Raw genomic sequence first — 18,308 nt, 5'->3', positions numbered from 1 at the left:
ACGGGAACATTCAGCTAAGCTGATTGGTTTGCGTTCGAATCCAAGGATTCGAATGCAGCATTCTGCTGCTAAAACAATCCCATACTTAAGTATCGCTCGCCGCTATCCGGGGCGATGCAAAGTACACGCCTGCCATCTCCAATTCGGCGGGCTTCCGCCATTGCCGTCCAAACGGCAGCTCCCGAGGAAGGACCTAGGAGCAGCCCTTCTTGGCGGGCTAACCGACGCATCGTCTCGATCGCGTCGTCATCGGACACCTGAACGATTTTATCATAGACGGAAGTATTTAGAATAGCTGGAACGAATCCGGGGCTGGTGCCGACAAGTTTATGAGGCCCCGGCTTGCCGCCCGACAAGACCGGTGACCCAAGGGGTTCCACAACGGCTACATAAAGTCCCGGAATCGCAGCTTTCAACGCCTCACCGGTTCCCGTAATCGTGCCGCCGGTTCCCGCCGTTGCAACGAAGACGTCGAGACGTCCTTCGGTTTGGCGGATGATTTCCTGTGCGGTGGTGCTGCGATGAATCGCCGGGTTAGCCGGATTCTCGAACTGATTCGGGATGTAGCTCCCCGGACGTTCTGCTTGCAGCTCGAAAGCTCGTTTGATCGCACCAGGCATTCGCTCTGCAGCCGGCGTCAGTTCAACATCGGCGCCATAAGCCTTCAGCAACCCGATTCGTTCCTTTGTCATGTTATCCGGCATGACCAGAATGAGCTTATAACCTCTCGCCGCCGCATTCATAGCGAGTCCGATGCCGGTATTCCCGCTGGTCGGCTCGATGATTGTGGCACCGGGCTTCAGTGTCCCATTCGCTTCTCCCGCCTCGATTAGCGCGTATGCCGCTCGATCCTTCACGCTTCCACTCGGATTGAATCGCTCCAGCTTCACCAGCACTTCCGCCGCTCCCGGCTCCTTCAGCCTGCGGAGCGCAACGACCGGCGTATCGCCAATCAGATCCGTTACATTATTTACAATACGGGGCATACCCAGCCCTACCTTCCATTGTCAGCCTCGCGAAGAGGCTCGTTCTTGATTGCCGTTCACCCTCCCCAGCACGGACCGCATCAGCCACCAGCCTATAATCGGAAAGGCTCCTACGATCAGCATAAGTGATGGAACAATATAGGGGGAACGGTTTATATACGGTAAGATTAGCAAATAAGAAGTGACACCGATGATTCGGCCCACGGTTAAACCGGCCTCACGAAGAATGACATACTCCTCTCGCTGCCGCGCGCTTTCCTCATCGCTGCCAATGAGATCAAATACAGCCGAAGTCATCGGGATGATATATAGCGGCATGAAGAGTGCCGTTCCTAGACCCCAGATGAGCAGCGTGCGATAACTGGTCGGCCAGAATAATACGCCAATAACAGCCGTAATGGCAACAGCCCCGATCAGCATCGCCATGTTTCTTCGATTCGGTTTCATGACGCGTCCGATCAGCCAGAAGCTCACTAATGCAACAAGCGAGGTAATCAGCGAGAAATTGCCGAGCTTCCCTTCATTCTTGGTTGCAATGTAGACGAGCAAGCCGATTAAGAACATAAATACGCCCTCGCGCACGCCTTGTGAAACAATCGAGGGAACCGCATAACGCCAAGGATTACCTCGCTCCTTGAGCACTCGCAGTCCTTGAAACCACTCATACTTCCCACTGGTTTCACGTTTCTTCAACCAGAAGCTAAGGACCACTGCAACGGCAAAGATAATCGAGGATACGGTGAAAATAATACTGTAACCCCGTTCCCCGCTGTTAGCCGTAATCAGCCAGCCCGAAATCCAAGGCGCAATAATGCCGGCACCTGAGCCAAGCAGTCCCGCCCAGCCATTGAATCGGTCCCGATTACCTGGCTCCGTAATTTCGAAGTAGACGACATTAAAGGCGAGCCAGAAGCAGCCATTTCCGATGCCAATCAACATGCCAAGCGGGACGACATACGTTATCGCAGACTTCCCCAGCATGAGTACGACAAAATAGAAAACTCCGGACAGCGCGACGCCGAGCCGGAGGCTGTTCATTTTGTTATGCTCCTTCACCCATTTGCCGGCCAGCCAGAACGTCAGTCCGCTTACTATAAACTGCGTAAAATTAAACCAGCCGATTAACGCGAAGGATTGGCTCGCTTTCCATAGATAAACCGGCAGAAACGTGCCGGACAGCGCATTCGCGGTGCCAAGCAGCGCTTGGACGGCAAGCAGTATTATCGCTTGGCTGTCCAAATGGCTGCTAGTAGAATCACGTTTATTTCCTCCACCCGATACAGTCCGCAGCTTCTCCCGGGATTTTCCCGCGAACCAACGTGATTGTACAGCATGTTTGCCTTGCTCCAACAGAACCCCTCCCGCCTGCTGCATGATGCTGCAGCTTTCTAGGCGTAAGTTGCCCCCATTAGAGACCTAACATGCCGGAACAGGCTGAATTACAAGAAGTTTCCACATACTGAAAAGGCAGATGATACGGTTCGGATTGCAGCATCCCTCTAAATTCGCATATATGAGATGTTTATTAAGCGTAATGTTGCACAAAGTACAACAAATTAGAGGCCCAATGGTATTTCACAGTTAAATGTTGCAGGAAATGCAGCATCTAATCAGATATGAGCTCCTACAAGCCCTAGTCTAGTCTTCCAGATCCACTGCTTTGGTCAGCAGTTGAACCAGTCGCTCTTGATCTTGTACGGAGAGACGGTTCTGCGTATGGAAGCAGGACGGGCATACATAGAGCTGCAGCTGGAACGGTGTCGAAACAATCGTTTCTCCGAGCGCCGCAGGTGTTCTAGGTTTAAACTGTTCTTGCGTGATAATCTGTGTGCCGGCCTCTAGCATGAACTCTCGGCACGTTGGACATTCCGGCGCTTCCAGCTGTTCATCCAGAATACGCGCCATCGTCTCTTCCAGAGCGAGCTGATCGCGATTATACGGCCTTAGATCAGACAGGTCACGGGTTTCATCTTCATCCCAGCTGTCCTCGTCCAGGTCCGCTTCCTCTTCGATTTCATCGTCCAATTCCTCGTCCGGCTCTGCGCCGCCAAGCGTCAGCGTCCGGTAGCCTGACAATTCATTATCGCAGTGCGGACAATTACGCTCCGGACCGATTTCTTCGTCCCATACAATTTCAGTGTGGCACCATGGACATATTGGCTGCTCTTCATGTTTATCGCTCATACCGATTCCTTCTTTCTATTTCGCAATTATTGTAGTAAGTAAAAAACGCCAAAAATAACAAATAACGCGGCTAATGCAAATAAAGTTCCCCATAAATATTTCATCGGTCGAGCCTCCGAGCCGTTAATGAGTTTCGTATACGTTTCGTGATCATGCAAGAATGATGCTGTACATTAGGCAACTGTGGCACCAATGACGTAAGAAAGCGAGATCGAAATAACCATGGCAATGAAACCTACCGCCCGATTGTCCTTCTCAATTTCTTCATCAATACGAAACACAGGTGTCAGAAATTCAAATAAAAAATAAGCAGCAATAAGCAGAGCGAACCCGTATGTCGCCCACACCAAGCTATGATACACGCCTTCATTGGCTTCGATGGAGAAGCGGAACAAGTTGCAAATCCCGAAGATTTTGCCTCCTGTCGCCATCGCTACTGCCAAATTGCCGCGTTTAATTTCTTGCCAGCATTTATAACGGGTAACAAATTCAAAGAAATACAAGAAAACCAGCAGCGCCAGCACCGTCACCGAAACATAAGCAAGCGAGGCTGCAAATTGATTGCTGAGCAATTCGTCGATTTCATGTTCCATCTCGAAGTCCCACCCGCCTTACTTAAGTTCCGCTACCGTTACGCCGGAGCCGCCTTCACCGTATTTACCAAGGCGATAGCCCTTCACATGCTTATGTCTGCGCAGGAAATCGCTGATGCCTGAACGCAAGATGCCTGTTCCGTTGCCGTGAATAATATAAACCTGCCCGAAACCGGCCAAGAACGATTCGTCGAGGAACCGGTCAACCTCCAGCATCGCTTCTTCCAAATTCGTACCGCGCAAATCGAGCTCGGAGCGAACATTCTCATCGCGTGTCCGCTTGAGACTTGCTGCAATCTTAGGCTGCTGCGTCTTGCCGGATTCCGCCCGCTTCATAAGCTCCAAGTCGCTTAACGCCACTTTCATCTTAAGAATGCCGAGTTGAACAACCGCATCATTGCCATTAACCTCTACAACGTGACCGCGCTGGCCAAGGCTGTATACCGTAACCTCATCGCCGCTTTCGATCCGTTGCGGCTTAGCCACCTTGTTCTGCTGGCCTTTCGACGACTTACTCTTCTCAGGTGTTGCTTCATCAAGCTTACGCCGCGCCTCGGTCAGCTTATGATCCTTAACCGCTGCGCCTTCCTCCTGGGCTAATTTGCGCAGGTCGGCAATGATTTGCTCTGCTTCGCGTTTCGCCTTGAGCATGACTTCACGCGCTTCGTCTTGCGCCTTTGCCAGCAGCTTCTCCCGCTGTTCATCGAACTTCTGGCGTTCAATCTCGTGACGAGCGCGTTCCATTTCAAGCTCTTTGCGAAGGGCTTCGGCCGTATTCCGCTCTGCCTCGGCTCCAATCCGATTCTCTTCTAATGAAGCAATCATCGTTTCAACGCGTATATCCTCTTCGCTGACCTCGCCACGCGCGTGATCGATGATGCCTCGCTGCAAGCCAAGGCGCTCAGCAATTGCAAAAGCGTTGCTTCGTCCCGGTACCCCAATCAACAAGCGATAGGTTGGGCTAAGTGTCGCGATATCGAACTCCATGCTCGCATTGATGACACCTTTGCGGTTATAGGCATAAGCCTTCAACTCGCTGTAGTGCGTCGTTGCAACAATGCGGCACCCGAGCTTGTGCATGTGCTCCAGGATAGCGATAGCAAGCGCTGAACCCTCAGCAGGATCGGTACCTGCGCCAAGCTCATCAAGCAGGACAAGACTCTTCGGCGTCATATTTTTCAGTATGCGGATGATATTCGTAAGATGACTGGAGAACGTACTCAAATTCTGCTCGATGCTCTGCTCATCGCCGATATCCGCGTACAGCGCGTCAAACACGCATAGCTGACTGCCTTCTTCAGCTGGAACAAACAGACCGGACATTGCCATAAGGCTTAGCAGGCCGATTGTTTTCAACGATACCGTTTTACCGCCTGTATTCGGACCGGTTACGATGATCGTCGTATAATCATTGCCAAGCTCGACATCGATCGGAACGACATGCTCGCGATCAATCAGAGGATGACGGCCGCGGCGCAGCTTAAAGTAACCGCGATCATTCATTCGAGGCAGCGTAGCACCCATCAAGTGAGCGAGACGTGCTTTGGCGAAAGCAAAATCAAGTAGACCTAACAGGTCCAAATCAAGCAGCAAATCATCGGCGTAATCGGCCGTCAGCGCTGTTAATTTCTGAAGGATTTTCTCAATTTCGCGTTCTTCGGCCAAACGCAGCTCACGCACTTTATTATTAAGCACAACAACCGCTTCCGGCTCAATAAACAGCGTTGCTCCGGAACCGGATTGATCGTGAATAATACCGCCGAAGCTGCCGCGGTATTCTTGTTTGACGGGAATAACATAACGGTCATTGCGGATCGTAATGATGGATTCCTGCAGCATTTTCTGTACGGATGAAGAGCGAATCATGCTCTCCAGCTTCTCTCTTACACGACCTTCGCCGCTGCGAAGCTCTCTGCGAATGGATGCCAGCTCCGGACTCGCGCTGTCCATCACTTCTGCCTGATCATCAATGCACGTCAAGATAGCATCTTCAAGTGCTTTATGTTCCGTTAGCTGTTCAGCTGTAGCGGCAAGCAGCGGGATGGGATGATCATCGTGCAGCGCATGAATATGTCGCTTCAGACGGCGCGAGCCTCTAACCGTCTCCGCGATTTCCAGCAGCTCCGCAGGATTCAGCGTTCCGCCGATCCGAGAGCGAAGAAGCGAAGGTTTGATGTCGGCAATGCCTCCGAAAGGAGCGTTTCCTTTGAGACGGTCCGCTTTGTAAGCTTCATCCGTCACTTGCAGCGCATGCTTTACATCCTCTAAGTCGGAGCTCGGATGAAGCGCATCCACGACTGATTTTCCAAGCGCGGTTGCGGCATGCTGTCCTAATTTATATACAATTTTGGCATAATCCAGTGTTTGTAATATTTTGTTGTCCAAGCGAGAACACCCCTCTCGTTTCCTATTATAGCCGAACAACGCGGTGTATGCCACGATCCAGCGCTTCCATGAATGGAGTAAGCAAAAAAGGAAACAATACCTCTACACGAGAAGGTAAGCTTCTCCGAACACTGGCCAATGCTTTTGATCCATGCGCCGATACGCGCTTAAGTGTGGTCAGGAGGCTTTTGTCAAAAAACTTTGTAGGAGGTTTTTCACTATGCATTTCCTGGGTCACGTGGTCAGATTCATTGTATCAGCAATCGTGTTAATGATTGTCGGCTATATTGTACCTCAATTTAGCGTCGGCGGTTTCTGGAGCGCACTCTTCCTGGCGCTTGTTATCGCGGCCTTGGGCTGGATCATCGAGGGCATCTTCGGCAAACGCGTCTCGCCGTTTGGTCGAGGCATTGTCGGTTTCTTGTGCAGCGCCCTTGTCATCTGGGTCGCGCAGTTCATTGTTGGCGGTGTTTCCGTCACCTGGCTGGGAGCGATACTGGCCGCGCTCGTAATAGGGATCATCGACTTGTTTATTCCTGTCAGCACTCCGTATGAAGCAGGGCGAGAACATTAAGCAGCTGCTGCAGATAAGCATTCAACAGATCGTCACAGTAATTTGTTTCCGGTAACGGTATACTAGAGGAGTTCATAACTATCCGATTCATGAAGGAGCGTTCTCTAGTGAAAAAATTACTGCTCATGTCCTTTATGCTTGTTGCAGCCGTACTCGTCTTAGCCGCATGCGGTTCGAAAAATTCCGACAATAACAATTCAGCTGGTTCCGGCGTAGAAGAAACCGGTACAGCTGCTTCTGCAAGCATCGTAATCAAAGCATCGCGTTTCGAGTTCGATCAACCGGTTTACAAGATCAAGAAAGGTGAGCCGACTGAGATTACCCTGGAATCCGAAGATGGCGTTCACAACATGGAAGCACCTGACCTGAACCTCACGGTTAACAGCGGCAAACCGAAAGTCGTCACTCTTAATGATGCAGGGGAATACGAGTTCCATTGCGACATTATGTGCGGCACCGGCCATTCCAAAATGATTGCCAAAATTATCGTCGAGTAGACCGGCTTGCTCCGTTTATCGAATGAATAACAATAACCCGTTCAGTATGTGCTGGACGGGTTATTTGTTATTCCGATATTTAATGCACTCCATCAGGAATATTGATGAAGGTCGTTTTGCGAGCAACTTTCCGGCATATATCCGTTTCACTGTTAGCATCGTATAAGAAAGACTTATAGCTCCGCTATTCCACCGGCGAATGTTGTTTGCTACGATGTTTGCAACGATAACGAAGAGGGTGGACTTCATGAGTACTGTGGATGGACGAGTAGTAATGATAACAGGTGCGGGCACAGGTCTTGGCCGAGCGACAGCGATCGATTTTGCAAGTGAGGGGGCTCAAGTTGTACTCCTAGGTCGACGCCAAGGGAAGCTGGAGGAAACAGCTGCTCTTATCGAGGAAGTCCGTCCGGGAAGCAATGCTCTGGTAATTGTCTGTGATATTGCAAGCGGAGTGGCTGTACAAGCTGCAGTCCGACAAGCGATAGCAGCCTTCGGTCGCGTAGATATCCTTATTAATAATGCTGCTGCTTTAGAGCCCGGACGCGTCATCGAACTCACTTCTGAGGAGTGGGCCACTCAAATCAGCATAAACCTGACCGGACCATTTCTCATGACCAATGCCGTATTGCCTTCCATGCGTGAAGCCAGGTACGGACGGATTATAAATATCACTTCGGGTTTGGCATTAAACGGAGCCGGCGGATATGCCGCATATAGCGCATCTAAGGCAGGATTAGAGTCGCTAACACGGACAACTGCGGATGAAGAGCATGAATACGGCATTCTTGTGAATGCTTTTAATCCCGGAACCATCCGTTCCGAGATGCATGCAACAGGCAAGGATCCGCATCAAGTGACCGGTGATCTGCTTCGTTTGGCGGCGTTGCCCTCTGATGGGGCGACAGGAACAATTATTGCTTATTAATGAAGAAGAGGGCTGTGCCGCACGCGGGTTTCATTTTGAAACCGGCGTACAGCACAGCCCTCTTCTTCTCTTATCTAATCGACTTCCAGGAGTGCAATCCATTCGTTGTATTCCGTCTGAAGCTTCGAGTATTCAATCTTGAGCTTACCATGCTCGATCTGAAGCTGATCATGTGTTGCCTGCAGTTCATTGGCTGAGGCCAGTGAGGCTTCCAGCTCTTCGAGCCTTGAGCTGATCTGCGTAGCTTGCGCCTTCGCTTTCTCCGCTTCTTCCTCGCTCAACAGGAGCTGCTCCAGCAAGCCTGCTTCCGCTTCGGCATGTGCCGCAGCTTGCTGCTTGGCTAACGTAATCTCCGAATTAGCGGCATGTGCTTGATCCATCAGCTTCACATTAGCTTCGTCGGCAATCCGCTCCGCTTCGGCCATTTGCTGCCGTGCCTCGCGCATGAAGTCAGCCGCGCGATCGTCTGCAGCTTGCAGACGATCTGCCAGTTGCTCGTTCCGCTCCTCCAGCTGCTTCGCTTCGCGCATGATGCGCTCATGCTGTTCTTCCAGCATTAATTGTCCCAGCTGGCTTTCTTCCACAGCCTGCTGCGCTGCCTTCAGTTCTCTGCGCAATACATCCAACTGCTCTTCCTGCTGTTGAATCGCTGCGCTCCGGCGGCTTTCCTTCTGCTCCTGATCGGCAAGCCATTGCTCCGCTTGTTCAGCTCGGCTCTCATGTTCACGCAGTTCCTGTTCAAGGCGTGCCGCCTTGGAACGCAGTGCCTCGCCTTCTTCTGCCATTTCCAGCTCGAGCAGCTCAGTCTTCTCTTGTTCCTGGGCAAGCTGATCTTGCATGGAACGAAGCATCTTGCGCATCTCTTCAAGCTGCGCAGCGAGCTGATCGCGCTCTAGCTGCCATGCGTTCTCACGGTTCTGTTGCTCGGTTGTGAGTGAGAGATAACGGCTCTGCGCATCTGCACGGCCGGCTTCAAGCTCCCGCTTGTAGGCAGCTGTGATGGACGCTGCCTCCGCTTCGCCTTCTTGAATCGCCTGATCAAGCAGCAATTGTGCAGTCGACCGCTCCTGCTCTAACTGTATAGCTGCTGCTGTCTGTTCCCGCTCCAAGAGGGCGGCTGCTTCTGCCTGCGCCTGTTCGAGCTCTTCGCTTGCAGCTTTGCTCATCTCGACCAGCTTCGCTTCGGCTATGACAGCTTGCTCAACAGCTCGCTCGGCCTCGCCGCGCATCCGCTCTAAACGCTCGCGAGCCACCTGACGAACTCGTTCCACATCCGCCTCCGCGGTGATACGCACCTGCTCGATCCGAGATTGCATCTCCAATCTCGTCTCTTCCAGCTGCCCGGATGCTGCTTCTGCGGTCGCTTCCTGCAGCGACCGTTCCTTCTGCAGTTCTTCTTGATGAATCGCATGCAGCTGCTTTAGTTCAACTGCCGTATATTCTCGCTCCTGAGCAAGCTCTGCTTGAGCAGCTTCACGCACTTGCTCCAGTTGCGCTTCCATGGCGAATTTCGTGCGCTCCAGTTCTTCGCGCGCTTCGATTGCAGCCAGCGACTGCGATTCCACTTCCAGCTCCAGCGTAAGCTGCAGCTCCTCGAGCTCTGAGCGATGAGCGTCGCGCAGTTCAGCAAGCTTCGCATCCGCTGCTTCGAGCTCACTTGCCAGCTTAGTTGCTGCAGCTACTCGTTCAGCATGCAGAGTCGCTTCTGCGACTTCGCGTTCAGTAGTCAGCTTCGCTTCCGCTGCTTCAAGTTCACTAGCCAGCACTGCTTCCATGGCTTCAAGCTCGCTTGCGAGTTTAGCAGCTGCTGCTTCACGCTCAGCATGCAGATTTGCTTCTGCGACTGCTCGTTCACTTGCCAGTCTCGCTTCCGCTGCTTCAAGTTCACTAGCCAGCTTAGCTGCTGCTGACTCACGCTCAGCTTGCAGATTTGCTTCTGCTGCTTCGCGCTCACTTGCCAGTTTCTCTTCAGCCGCTTGAATCGTTTGCTCCATCCGGCCTTGCAGTGTCGAGCTGACCAGCTCCAGCTCTTCATGAGCGGCCTCTTGCTCACGATCGAACTCTTCCTGCAATTGCTCAAGCGCTTTACGCGAAGTTTCTCTTACCGCTTCCAGTTCCGCTGCGAGCTCCGTGCGTACGCGTTCCAGCTCTGCTTGAGATGCGGACTGCTCACTTTCACGCTCAGCAGTCAGTTCCACCCACACCCGCTCGAGTTCTGCTTGAGAAGCATCCAATTCACTTGTATGTTTTGCATCCAGCTCTGTTCTTACTTGCGCAAACTCAGCACGAGCTGCTTCCAGTTCACTTGTTAGTTTCGCCGCCCATTCCGCACTCACACGCGCAAGTTCCTCTTGAGCTGCTTCCTGCTCGAACGAAATCTCTGCCAGTAGCTCCGCTCTTGTACGCTCAAGCTGCTCGATAGAAGCGGCTTGCTCGCTTTCCAGCTTCGTTGTCAGCTCCTGCTGGACTCGTGCAAGCTCTGCATGGGCTGCTGCTTGCTCGTTTTCCAGCTTCGCAGTCAGCTCCTCCTGAACTCGTGTAAGTTCCGCTTGAGCTGCAGTATGCTCGCTATCACGTTCTTCTTGCAATAGAACCAGCTCTAAACGCGCTGTTTCTTGTGCATCCTCACGTTCCGCAATAAGCTCCGCTCTTACTCGCTCAAGCTCAGCTCGCGCTTCCTCTTGCTCACGCACAAGCTCCGCCTTCAAGCGCTCGATCTCTGCTCGCGAAGCCTCTTGCTCGATCTCGCGCTCCGCCATCACGCGCAGTTGCTCCGCAAGCGCGGCTTCCTGCTCGCTCGCCAGCTTCGCTTCGGCTGCGCCGACCGCTTGCTCCAAGCGCCCCTGCAGCATCGCGCTTGTCCGCTCCAGCTCCTCGCGCGCAGCCTCGATCGCCGCTTCCGCTTCCTCCTGCTCCGCGGCCAGCGCCGCTTCCGCTCTCGCCTGCTCCACGGCCAGCGCCGCTTCCGCTCTCGCCTGCTCCGCGGCCAGCGCCGCCTCCGCTCTCGCCCGCTCCGCGGCCAGCGTCTCCTCCGCAGCCGCCAGCGCAGCGGCAAGCCTCGCCTCCGCGCTAGCCAGCTCCGCTTCCGCGCTCAGCCGCTCCGCATCGAGCTGGCCGTGCAGCGTATCCACGATCAGCTTTACCTGCTCCAGCTCCGCTACGGCCGCTTTGCGGCGCTCCTCGGTTTCGTGCATCCGCTCATTTTCGACTCGCAATCTAAAAACATCTTCAGCCATATGTACTGCAGCAAGCATAGCAATCTTAGGCACATCCAGTCGTGGATAGCCCTTAGCCAGCTTATTCATATTCTCGTCAACAAGCGCTGCAATGCGCTTGATATAGTCAGGGTTATTGTGACCAGCTAATTTGAATTGGTTTCCAAATATATCAACAGTTACACGTGTCCGATCGGCAGCGTTCATGAGGGCATGTCCTCCTATAGGTTCAAGGGTGAAAAATGAGTTCAATGCGACAATCGTTGCCTTCTTCCACTTCTAAAGCATTCCGGGCAAGCCTTGCTGTACAAGCTTTCTCATGCCGATAATCCAGCAAAATAGAATAAAGCCGCACCGAGATTTGTTCGCAAGGAACTAATTCGATGCGGCAAAGGTCAACTCCTGCCTATTTACGCAATTCCGCTGCAAAAGATTGTTCCAATTTTGTTACAACCTCTGCATGGCGTTCTGTTACTTCTTCATCCGTCAACGTACGCTCTGCATGACGGTAAACGAGTGAAAGTGCGACGCTTTTCTTATCAGCGCCCAGCTTCTCTCCGGTAAAGATATCGAAGATACGAACCGATTCCAGCAACGCGCCGGCTGTCTCTTGAACAGCATCGATCAGCTTGCCTGCTGCAACTTCGCGGCTGAGTACAACTGCGATATCACGTTCCATAGCTGGGTAACGAGGCAGTGCCTTATACACGATGTCAAAATCAGCAGCGGCATAAAGCGGCGCCAGCTCGACTTCGAGCACATACGTGTCAGCCAGATCATGATCGATCTGTGTGGTCGGGTGCAACTGCCCCAGGTATCCAATGGTCTGCGCACCGCGCTCGCCTTCGAAAACAACCGCTGCAGTACGGCCCGGGTGCATATGCTCCGGCTGAGCTGCTTCATAGCTGATCGAGCCGCTAACGCCAAGCACGTCCACCAAGGTTTCGAGAATGCCTTTCAGATCATAGAAATCATAAGCTTCTGCTTTACGGTTCCATTCCGTTACATTCTTGTTGCCGGTAAGGAGAACGGCAAGACGGTGTTTCTCATGAGGCAGACGAGTAAGTGCCTCTTCATCCGTATGGAAGACGCTGCCGATCTCGAAGATCGCGACATCGTCGTTTTTACGATTTCGGTTGTACGCAGCTGTTTCCAGCAATTGCGGAAGCAGGCTGGTACGCAATACACTGCGGTCCTCGCTCATTGGAAGCGCCAGCCGAACCGGGAACAAGTCCGCTCCGGCCAGAGCCGGGAACAGCTTCGTCCGATCCGGGTGAGTGAAGGAGTAGCTGATTACTTCGTGAAGGCCGGCATCCGTGAGACGTTTGCGCAGCTCGCGGCGAATCGCCTGCGGCTTCGTCAATGCACCCGGTGTTGCAGCGCCTTCGATTGCCGTCGTCGGGATATTGTCATAACCGAACAACCGGGCAACCTCTTCAATTAGATCGACATCGCGTGTAATGTCGCCGCGCCTGGATGGAACACTTACAGTAAATACCCCATCAGTCGACAATTCAAACGGGAATTGCAAACGGCCAAAAATCGTTTCGATTTCGAGCTTCACAAGCTCAGTTCCGAGGTAACGGTTGATTTTGGCGATCGATACGCTGATTACCGCATCCTTCGGCTGTTCAGTCAGCTCTTCCACGATGCCGTCAAGCACATGGCCGCTTGCATATTTCGCCATTAGCGAAGCTGCGCGATCAAGGGCAGGTATTACTCGAGCCGGGTCAACACCCTTCTCGAAACGTACGCTCGATTCCGAACGCAGGCCGACTTGACGAGATGTTTTGCGAATGGTGCCGCCATCAAAGCGAGCCGATTCCAGCAAAATATTGACCGTCGAAGCGGTTACTTCCGAGCTTGCACCGCCCATAACGCCTGCAAGCGCCAGCGGTTCTTGACCGTTCGAGATAACCAGCATGTGCGGCTCAAGCTTGCGATCTTGGCCATCAAGCGTAGTCAGCACTTCACCTTCGTTTGCCATACGAACAACAATGCGTCCACCTTCGACTTTATCCGCGTCGAAAGCGTGCAGCGGTTGACCGTACTCCAGCATAACAAAGTTCGTAATATCGACTACGTTGCTGATCGGGCGAATGCCGGCAGCCATCAGACGATTCTGCATCCACTGCGGCGAAGGGCCGATATGAACGCCTTGAATATAACGCGCCGAGTAGTGTGAGCATTGTTCTTTTGCTTCGATGCGAACCGATACATGCGCAGAAGCTTGCTCCGCCGAATCGCTCACACGGTTGTCCGGCAGCTTCACGCTGCGGCCTGTCAATGCACCGATTTCATAGGCAACACCCAGCATGCTTAGGCAATCCGAACGGTTTGGCGTCAAATCAAGCTCCAATACTTCATCTTCGATAGCGAGCACATCCAGAATAGATGCGCCGATCGGCGTACCTTCCGGCAGCACGAGAATGCCTTCTTGCTGTTCTTTAGGCAGAAGCTTCTCGTTAAGACCAAGCTCCTTCGCGGAACAGATCATGCCCTGAGATTCTACCCCGCGCAGCTTAGCACGTTTAATGGCAAAATCCCCCGGCAATACAGCGCCGATTGTCGCAACCGGAACCAGCTGTCCTGCAGCTACGTTCTTAGCGCCGCACACGATTTGCAGCACTTCCGGGCCGCCCACATCAAGTGTACAAACGCTTAGCTTGTCAGCATCGGGATGCTTTTCGCGTGTCAGCACGTGACCGACAACTACGCCTGTAACACCTTTGTTACGGGATTCGACGACATCGATTTCAATGCCTCCGCTTGTCATTAGCTCTGCCAGTTGATCGCCGGTATAGCCGTTCAACTCGATATATTCGTTCAACCATTTATAAGATACGTTCATATTAGTAGTCGCCTCCTTCTCACATTCGGACAAACTGGCTTAGGAAGCGCAGATCGTTCGTATAAAAATGACGGATGTCGTCAATGCCGTATTTCAGCAGCGCAATACGTTCTACGCCCATACCGAATGCGAAGCCGCTGACTTCATTCGGGTCGTAGCCGCCCATCTCAAGCACGCGCGGATGAACCATGCCGCAGCCCAGAATCTCCAGCCAGCCGGTTTGCTTACACATCCGGCAGCCATGGCCGCCGCACTGTACGCAAGTTACGTCAACCTCAGCGCTTGGCTCCGTGAACGGGAAGAAGCTCGGACGAAGACGGATTTGGGCTTGCTTGCCGAACATCAGCTGTACGAATTGAAGCAAAGTGCCTTTGAGATCGCTCATGCGGATGTTTGGTCCGATGACAAGTCCTTCGATCTGATTGAACTGGAACGAATGCGTTGCATCGTCATCATCGCGGCGGTAAACTTTACCCGGGCAAATCACTTTAACCGGCTTGCCGTTCATGGCTTTCATCGTGCGAACCTGTACCGGCGAAGTGTGCGTACGCATAAGGATGTCGTCCGTTACATAGAAGGAATCCTGCATATCGCGCGCAGGGTGATCCTTCGGCAGATTCAGCGCTTCGAAGTTGTAGTAGTCGGATTCGACCTCCGGTCCTTCAGCGATCGTGTAACCAAGACCGATAAACACGTCCTCGATTTCTTGCGCTACTTTGTTCAAAGGATGAACGGCGCCTGCGGATTGTTTCTTGCCCGGCAGCGTAACGTCGATCGTTTCGGCACGAAGGCGGTTCGCCGTTTCAGCTTGCTGGAACGCCGCTTGCTTCGTTTCAATAACTTCTTCAATAGCGGCGCGTACTTCATTACCGACTTGCCCGATAACCGGACGCTCTTCAGCACTTAGAGAACCCATGCCGCGGAGAATTTCGGTCAGCGCGCCTTTCTTGCCTAGATATTTGACACGCAGATCATTCAATTGCTGCGGACCGTCAACCTGCTGCAGCTCCTGCAGCGCCTCGACCCGCAATGCTTCCAAACGCTCTTTCATTCCATCCAGCCCCTTCTTTAACCAAATCGAATTTCTGAAAACAAAAAAACGGCTCCTTCTCCCCGTAAGGGACGAAAGAACCGTGTTACCACCCTAATTCAAATTACCGCAGCCTGATTGTAGGCGAGGCAATTCCTCAAAGTCCGAATATCGGCCGGAACCCGGTACTCCCTACCTTGTGCGGCACGAAGCCGTACACCTTCAAGAGTCTGCTCGGAAGGGAACTTCGGCAGCCTGATTTCCCAAAGACGCTCTCAATCTACGGCGTCTTCTCCCTGTCAAGAAAGCACTGCGTACTCTTCTTCCTCATCGCGTTAACGTATATAGAACCTATTATACAAAGTTTACATACCCTTTCGCAAGGGCGGATTGCCCTGCCACTGATGGAACCACTCCGAGAGCGGTATATCCTCTTAAGCGCCGCTATTCGACCATCTTTCACTTCTGTAAGCGGCATATCCTCTCTCAGCTCCAAGAAACGCAAAAGAGGCAATCTCATCAGCCGCCTGCACGCTTTTGAGTCTGCCCCTGCATCTAATAACGCTGTCTCTTACGCGAAACCGCAACGCCGAGCGCTGCTGCCGCCAGTGCTACGGCGACGATGGACAGCGTACGGTTGACCGGATCCGAGCCGCTATCCGACTTGTCGGCCGCAGCAGTCTCTGCCGCGCCGTTACCCGCTGTTTCCGGCGTACCGGCCTCGTTACCTACATCCGTCGTCGCTGTGTTCCCCGTACCTTCCGAACCCGAAGACGTTGCCGTATTCGGATCTGACCCTGCGGAACCAGAAGTACCGCCGCCGTGTGCGTCACCTTCGCCTGATGCCGCCGTCACCGTAGTTACCGATGCCGGGTAGTCCGCTCCGTCACCGCCGACCCACTCCACAACTGAGCTGTCGCTGTAGGTTTGATAAGCTTTCCAGATCAACTGCTTCGCATCCGCTGCAACTTTACCGGATACCCGGAATTCGGTGAATTCCGTTTGCGCCAATCCATCGCCTTCGGCTGTCCACGTCACAGCAGTAATGGCTTTCGTGTCCGCATTGCGCTCAAGCTCGTATTTCCAACCCGCCTTCGGCTCAACGCGGCTAATTCCCACGCCGTCAGGCACTTTCACTTTCACGACTTTCGTTGTCACGTTCTCTTTCTCGCTCGGAACGCGCACCGAGAAGACTTCATAACTGTTCTGAGCTGCTTCCTTAGGCCAAACCGTTACGTGTGCACTTGCAACTCCTGCAAAAAGGAACATCGCCATCAGCGTCATGCCGAGCACTGACCATTTCTTTAATTTTTTCATTTTACACCCTCCTGCTCTCGTCTATATAGGAGCAGTATAACGCAAGAAGCTTTATCCGCCATGACTCGTTCGAGCTATTCGCATGTTACAAGTTTGTGTCTTGGCTTGCCCGTGCTACTCCTTCGCAAGCCCTTTCTCCAGCGCATAGCGAGTGAGTTGAACCCGATTCTCCAGATGCAGCTTTTGCAAAATATGTTTCAAATGGTTCTTCACCGTATGTTCGGAAATCCCGAAACTTTCGGCAATTTGCCGATTAGAGCCGCCAAAAGCTACCCGCTCCAGCACCTCGCGCTCCCGCTGCGTCAATGCGGTGTGTACGGCATCTTGCTCCGTTACGCCGGCAGTCTCGCTGCGCACGACCTCAGCGACAACAGCTTTCCCAGCTCCTGCCCCTGCCTGCCCCGCGCTTCCCCCGTTAAACTCCTGCAGCATGCGAAAAGCAAGCTCCTTGGACAACGGGGCCTCATCCACGGCAACAGCGCGCAAATACTCCAGCCATGCCGATGGCGACAGGTTCTTCAGCAGATAGCCCTGCGCCCCCCGTTTGATCGCTTCGAACAGGTCGGAGATATCGTCCGAGACGGTCACCATAATGATTTTGATGCGCGGATCGATCGTCTTAATGCGCTGCGTCGCTTCCATTCCGTTCATCACCGGCATGTTGATGTCCATTAGCACCAAATCAGGCACCAGCGAAGCCGCAAGCATGACTGCCTGCTCGCCGTTTGACGCTTCTCCTACTATTGAGAAGGATGCGTCGCCGCTGAGGATGTCCCGCATCCCTTCCCGTCCATGTGGATGGTCGTCGACAATCAGCACCGTTATTTGAGTTTCGCTCATGTCAGCGCTCCGCCTCCTTTTTCACTTCAACGACGGTACCCTTAACCATCGGCATCTCATCTTCCACATCTTTTGCATCTGATGCCTCCGCCGCACCAGTCGACCGAACCCCAAACTGCCAGCCCATCGCCTTGGCACGATCCTGCATCATCCGAATGCCGTATCGTCCCTTAGCCATAAGCTGGGCCGGCTCAGCGCCAATTCCATCATCCTCGATGGTACACCGAAAGCCGTTGCCCCCATCCGAGTCAGGCCAAGCATGCACGGCCAGGCATGAAGCATTGGCATGCTTACGCACGTTCAGCATCGCCTCGCGAACGATCGCGAGCAGCTCGACCTTTTCCTTGCTGCTTAAATTACCTTCGGTAAGCTGCCAATCCAGCTCCACTGTGAGGCCGCCGCGCTGCAGCTCCTCCGCCATATCCCGAACCGCCTGCATCCATTGCACATCGGTTCTCGAAGGCTCGCTGCGAAGCGAGGCAATCGACTGCCGCACATCTTCATATACGTGCCGCACCGTACGGCGGAGCTGCTGCGTCGTCTCCATGACAGCTTCATTGTCCTTCGCTTGCTCCAGCTTATCCAGCTTCACGGACAACAGGAAGAGTGACTGCGAGATGCCGTCATGCAGTTCCCGGGCAAGCTGCTCTCGTTCCATGAACGCTGCCTTAGCCGCTTTCGCCTGCTGCAGCGACTCGTTAGTGGACTCCAGCATGCGAAACAGCTTGATAAGGAGCGTCGCCGTTACGGTCATGACAATAACGGGCGCGAGCGCATTGCCAAGATCCATCGAAACATAAGGGAGCAGAAACGTATGTCGCAAATATTCCCACAACGCTATCGTTAAAGTCGGCGTCCACAAAATGAACCATTTTATTCGGTTATATGTCATTTTGTCACCTGCCGCC

The 18,308-nt window shown here is 53.2% G+C and carries 14 protein-coding genes; 3 read left to right on the top strand and 11 right to left on the bottom strand.

Features of this window, described 5'->3' with window-relative positions; translation table 11 throughout:
• Nucleotides 1-68: 68 nt before the first annotated feature.
• The 5 genes from cysK to AC0YNS_RS12410 form a co-directional block, all read right to left on the bottom strand.
• Nucleotides 69-986: a cysteine synthase A gene (gene cysK, locus AC0YNS_RS12430; RefSeq protein ID WP_475781303.1), complete on the bottom strand. Its 918-nt coding sequence runs from the start codon at nucleotides 984-986 to the stop codon at nucleotides 69-71.
• Nucleotides 987-1,007: 21 nt separating this feature from the next.
• On the bottom strand, nucleotides 1,008-2,336 hold the full coding sequence (locus AC0YNS_RS12425) for an MFS transporter (RefSeq protein ID WP_475781302.1): 1,329 nt from the start codon (nucleotides 2,334-2,336) through the stop codon (nucleotides 1,008-1,010).
• Nucleotides 2,337-2,624: 288 nt separating this feature from the next.
• Nucleotides 2,625-3,170, bottom strand: coding sequence for a hypothetical protein (locus AC0YNS_RS12420; protein WP_475781301.1), 546 nt, complete (start codon nucleotides 3,168-3,170; stop codon nucleotides 2,625-2,627).
• Between the two features lie 173 nt (nucleotides 3,171-3,343).
• Nucleotides 3,344-3,763: a DUF350 domain-containing protein gene (locus AC0YNS_RS12415; protein ID WP_475781300.1), complete on the bottom strand. Its 420-nt coding sequence runs from the start codon at nucleotides 3,761-3,763 to the stop codon at nucleotides 3,344-3,346.
• Between the two features lie 18 nt (nucleotides 3,764-3,781).
• Entirely contained in the window at nucleotides 3,782-6,148 is a 2,367-nt protein-coding gene (locus AC0YNS_RS12410; protein ID WP_475781299.1) for an endonuclease MutS2, read from the bottom strand.
• Between the two features lie 220 nt (nucleotides 6,149-6,368).
• Here AC0YNS_RS12410 and AC0YNS_RS12405 point away from each other — a divergent pair, with 220 nt between their 5' ends.
• From AC0YNS_RS12405 to AC0YNS_RS12395, 3 genes are all read left to right on the top strand, one after another.
• Entirely contained in the window at nucleotides 6,369-6,722 is a 354-nt protein-coding gene (locus AC0YNS_RS12405; protein ID WP_090977267.1) for a phage holin family protein, read from the top strand.
• Nucleotides 6,723-6,829: 107 nt separating this feature from the next.
• Nucleotides 6,830-7,219, top strand: a complete 390-nt coding sequence (locus AC0YNS_RS12400; RefSeq protein WP_475781298.1) for a cupredoxin domain-containing protein — start codon at nucleotides 6,830-6,832, stop codon at nucleotides 7,217-7,219.
• 247 nt (nucleotides 7,220-7,466) lie between these two features.
• Nucleotides 7,467-8,147: an SDR family NAD(P)-dependent oxidoreductase gene (locus AC0YNS_RS12395; RefSeq protein ID WP_475781297.1), complete on the top strand. Its 681-nt coding sequence runs from the start codon at nucleotides 7,467-7,469 to the stop codon at nucleotides 8,145-8,147.
• A gap of 74 nt (nucleotides 8,148-8,221) precedes the next feature.
• Here AC0YNS_RS12395 and AC0YNS_RS12390 read toward each other — a convergent pair whose 3' ends face one another.
• The 6 genes from AC0YNS_RS12390 to AC0YNS_RS12365 all read right to left on the bottom strand — a co-directional run bounded on the left by AC0YNS_RS12390 (nucleotide 8,222) and on the right by AC0YNS_RS12365 (nucleotide 18,292).
• Nucleotides 8,222-11,569 carry a hypothetical protein gene (locus tag AC0YNS_RS12390; RefSeq protein WP_475781296.1) on the bottom strand — a complete coding sequence of 1,116 codons (3,348 nt, stop codon included), beginning with the start codon at nucleotides 11,567-11,569 and terminating at the stop codon, nucleotides 8,222-8,224.
• A gap of 199 nt (nucleotides 11,570-11,768) precedes the next feature.
• On the bottom strand, nucleotides 11,769-14,213 hold the full coding sequence (pheT, locus tag AC0YNS_RS12385) for a phenylalanine--tRNA ligase subunit beta (protein ID WP_475781295.1): 2,445 nt from the start codon (nucleotides 14,211-14,213) through the stop codon (nucleotides 11,769-11,771).
• 19 nt (nucleotides 14,214-14,232) lie between these two features.
• Nucleotides 14,233-15,264: a phenylalanine--tRNA ligase subunit alpha gene (gene pheS / locus AC0YNS_RS12380; protein ID WP_475781294.1), complete on the bottom strand. Its 1,032-nt coding sequence runs from the start codon at nucleotides 15,262-15,264 to the stop codon at nucleotides 14,233-14,235.
• Between the two features lie 534 nt (nucleotides 15,265-15,798).
• A complete protein-coding gene (locus tag AC0YNS_RS12375; protein WP_475781293.1) occupies nucleotides 15,799-16,560 on the bottom strand; it encodes a YcnI family copper-binding membrane protein in 762 nt (253 codons plus the stop codon).
• 114 nt (nucleotides 16,561-16,674) lie between these two features.
• On the bottom strand, nucleotides 16,675-17,400 hold the full coding sequence (locus AC0YNS_RS12370; RefSeq protein ID WP_475781292.1) for a response regulator: 726 nt from the start codon (nucleotides 17,398-17,400) through the stop codon (nucleotides 16,675-16,677).
• 1 nt (nucleotide 17,401) lies between these two features.
• Nucleotides 17,402-18,292: a sensor histidine kinase gene (locus tag AC0YNS_RS12365; RefSeq protein ID WP_475781291.1), complete on the bottom strand. Its 891-nt coding sequence runs from the start codon at nucleotides 18,290-18,292 to the stop codon at nucleotides 17,402-17,404.
• Between the last annotated feature and the right edge of the window lie 16 nt (nucleotides 18,293-18,308).

The sequence above is a fragment of the Paenibacillus sp. J22FR21 genome, from assembly GCF_056269135.1.
Note: the sequence above shows the minus strand (reverse complement) of the source record. Positions and strands in the feature narration are given on the sequence as shown.

Excerpts from the sequence above, each read along its gene's own strand:
- AC0YNS_RS12365 (WP_475781291.1), bottom strand. The coding sequence starts at position 18,292 with ATGACATATAACCGAATAAAATGGTTCATTTTGTGGACGCCGACTTTA.
- AC0YNS_RS12390 (WP_475781296.1), bottom strand. The coding sequence starts at position 11,569 with ATGAACGCTGCCGATCGGACACGTGTAACTGTTGATATATTTGGAAAC.
- AC0YNS_RS12395 (WP_475781297.1), top strand. The coding sequence starts at position 7,467 with ATGAGTACTGTGGATGGACGAGTAGTAATGATAACAGGTGCGGGCACA.
- pheT (WP_475781295.1), bottom strand. The coding sequence starts at position 14,213 with ATGAACGTATCTTATAAATGGTTGAACGAATATATCGAGTTGAACGGC.
- AC0YNS_RS12420 (WP_475781301.1), bottom strand. The coding sequence starts at position 3,170 with ATGAGCGATAAACATGAAGAGCAGCCAATATGTCCATGGTGCCACACT.
- AC0YNS_RS12415 (WP_475781300.1), bottom strand. The coding sequence starts at position 3,763 with ATGGAACATGAAATCGACGAATTGCTCAGCAATCAATTTGCAGCCTCG.
- pheS (WP_475781294.1), bottom strand. The coding sequence starts at position 15,264 with ATGAAAGAGCGTTTGGAAGCATTGCGGGTCGAGGCGCTGCAGGAGCTG.
- AC0YNS_RS12405 (WP_090977267.1), top strand. The coding sequence starts at position 6,369 with ATGCATTTCCTGGGTCACGTGGTCAGATTCATTGTATCAGCAATCGTG.
- AC0YNS_RS12375 (WP_475781293.1), bottom strand. The coding sequence starts at position 16,560 with ATGAAAAAATTAAAGAAATGGTCAGTGCTCGGCATGACGCTGATGGCG.
- AC0YNS_RS12370 (WP_475781292.1), bottom strand. The coding sequence starts at position 17,400 with ATGAGCGAAACTCAAATAACGGTGCTGATTGTCGACGACCATCCACAT.
- cysK (WP_475781303.1), bottom strand. The coding sequence starts at position 986 with ATGCCCCGTATTGTAAATAATGTAACGGATCTGATTGGCGATACGCCG.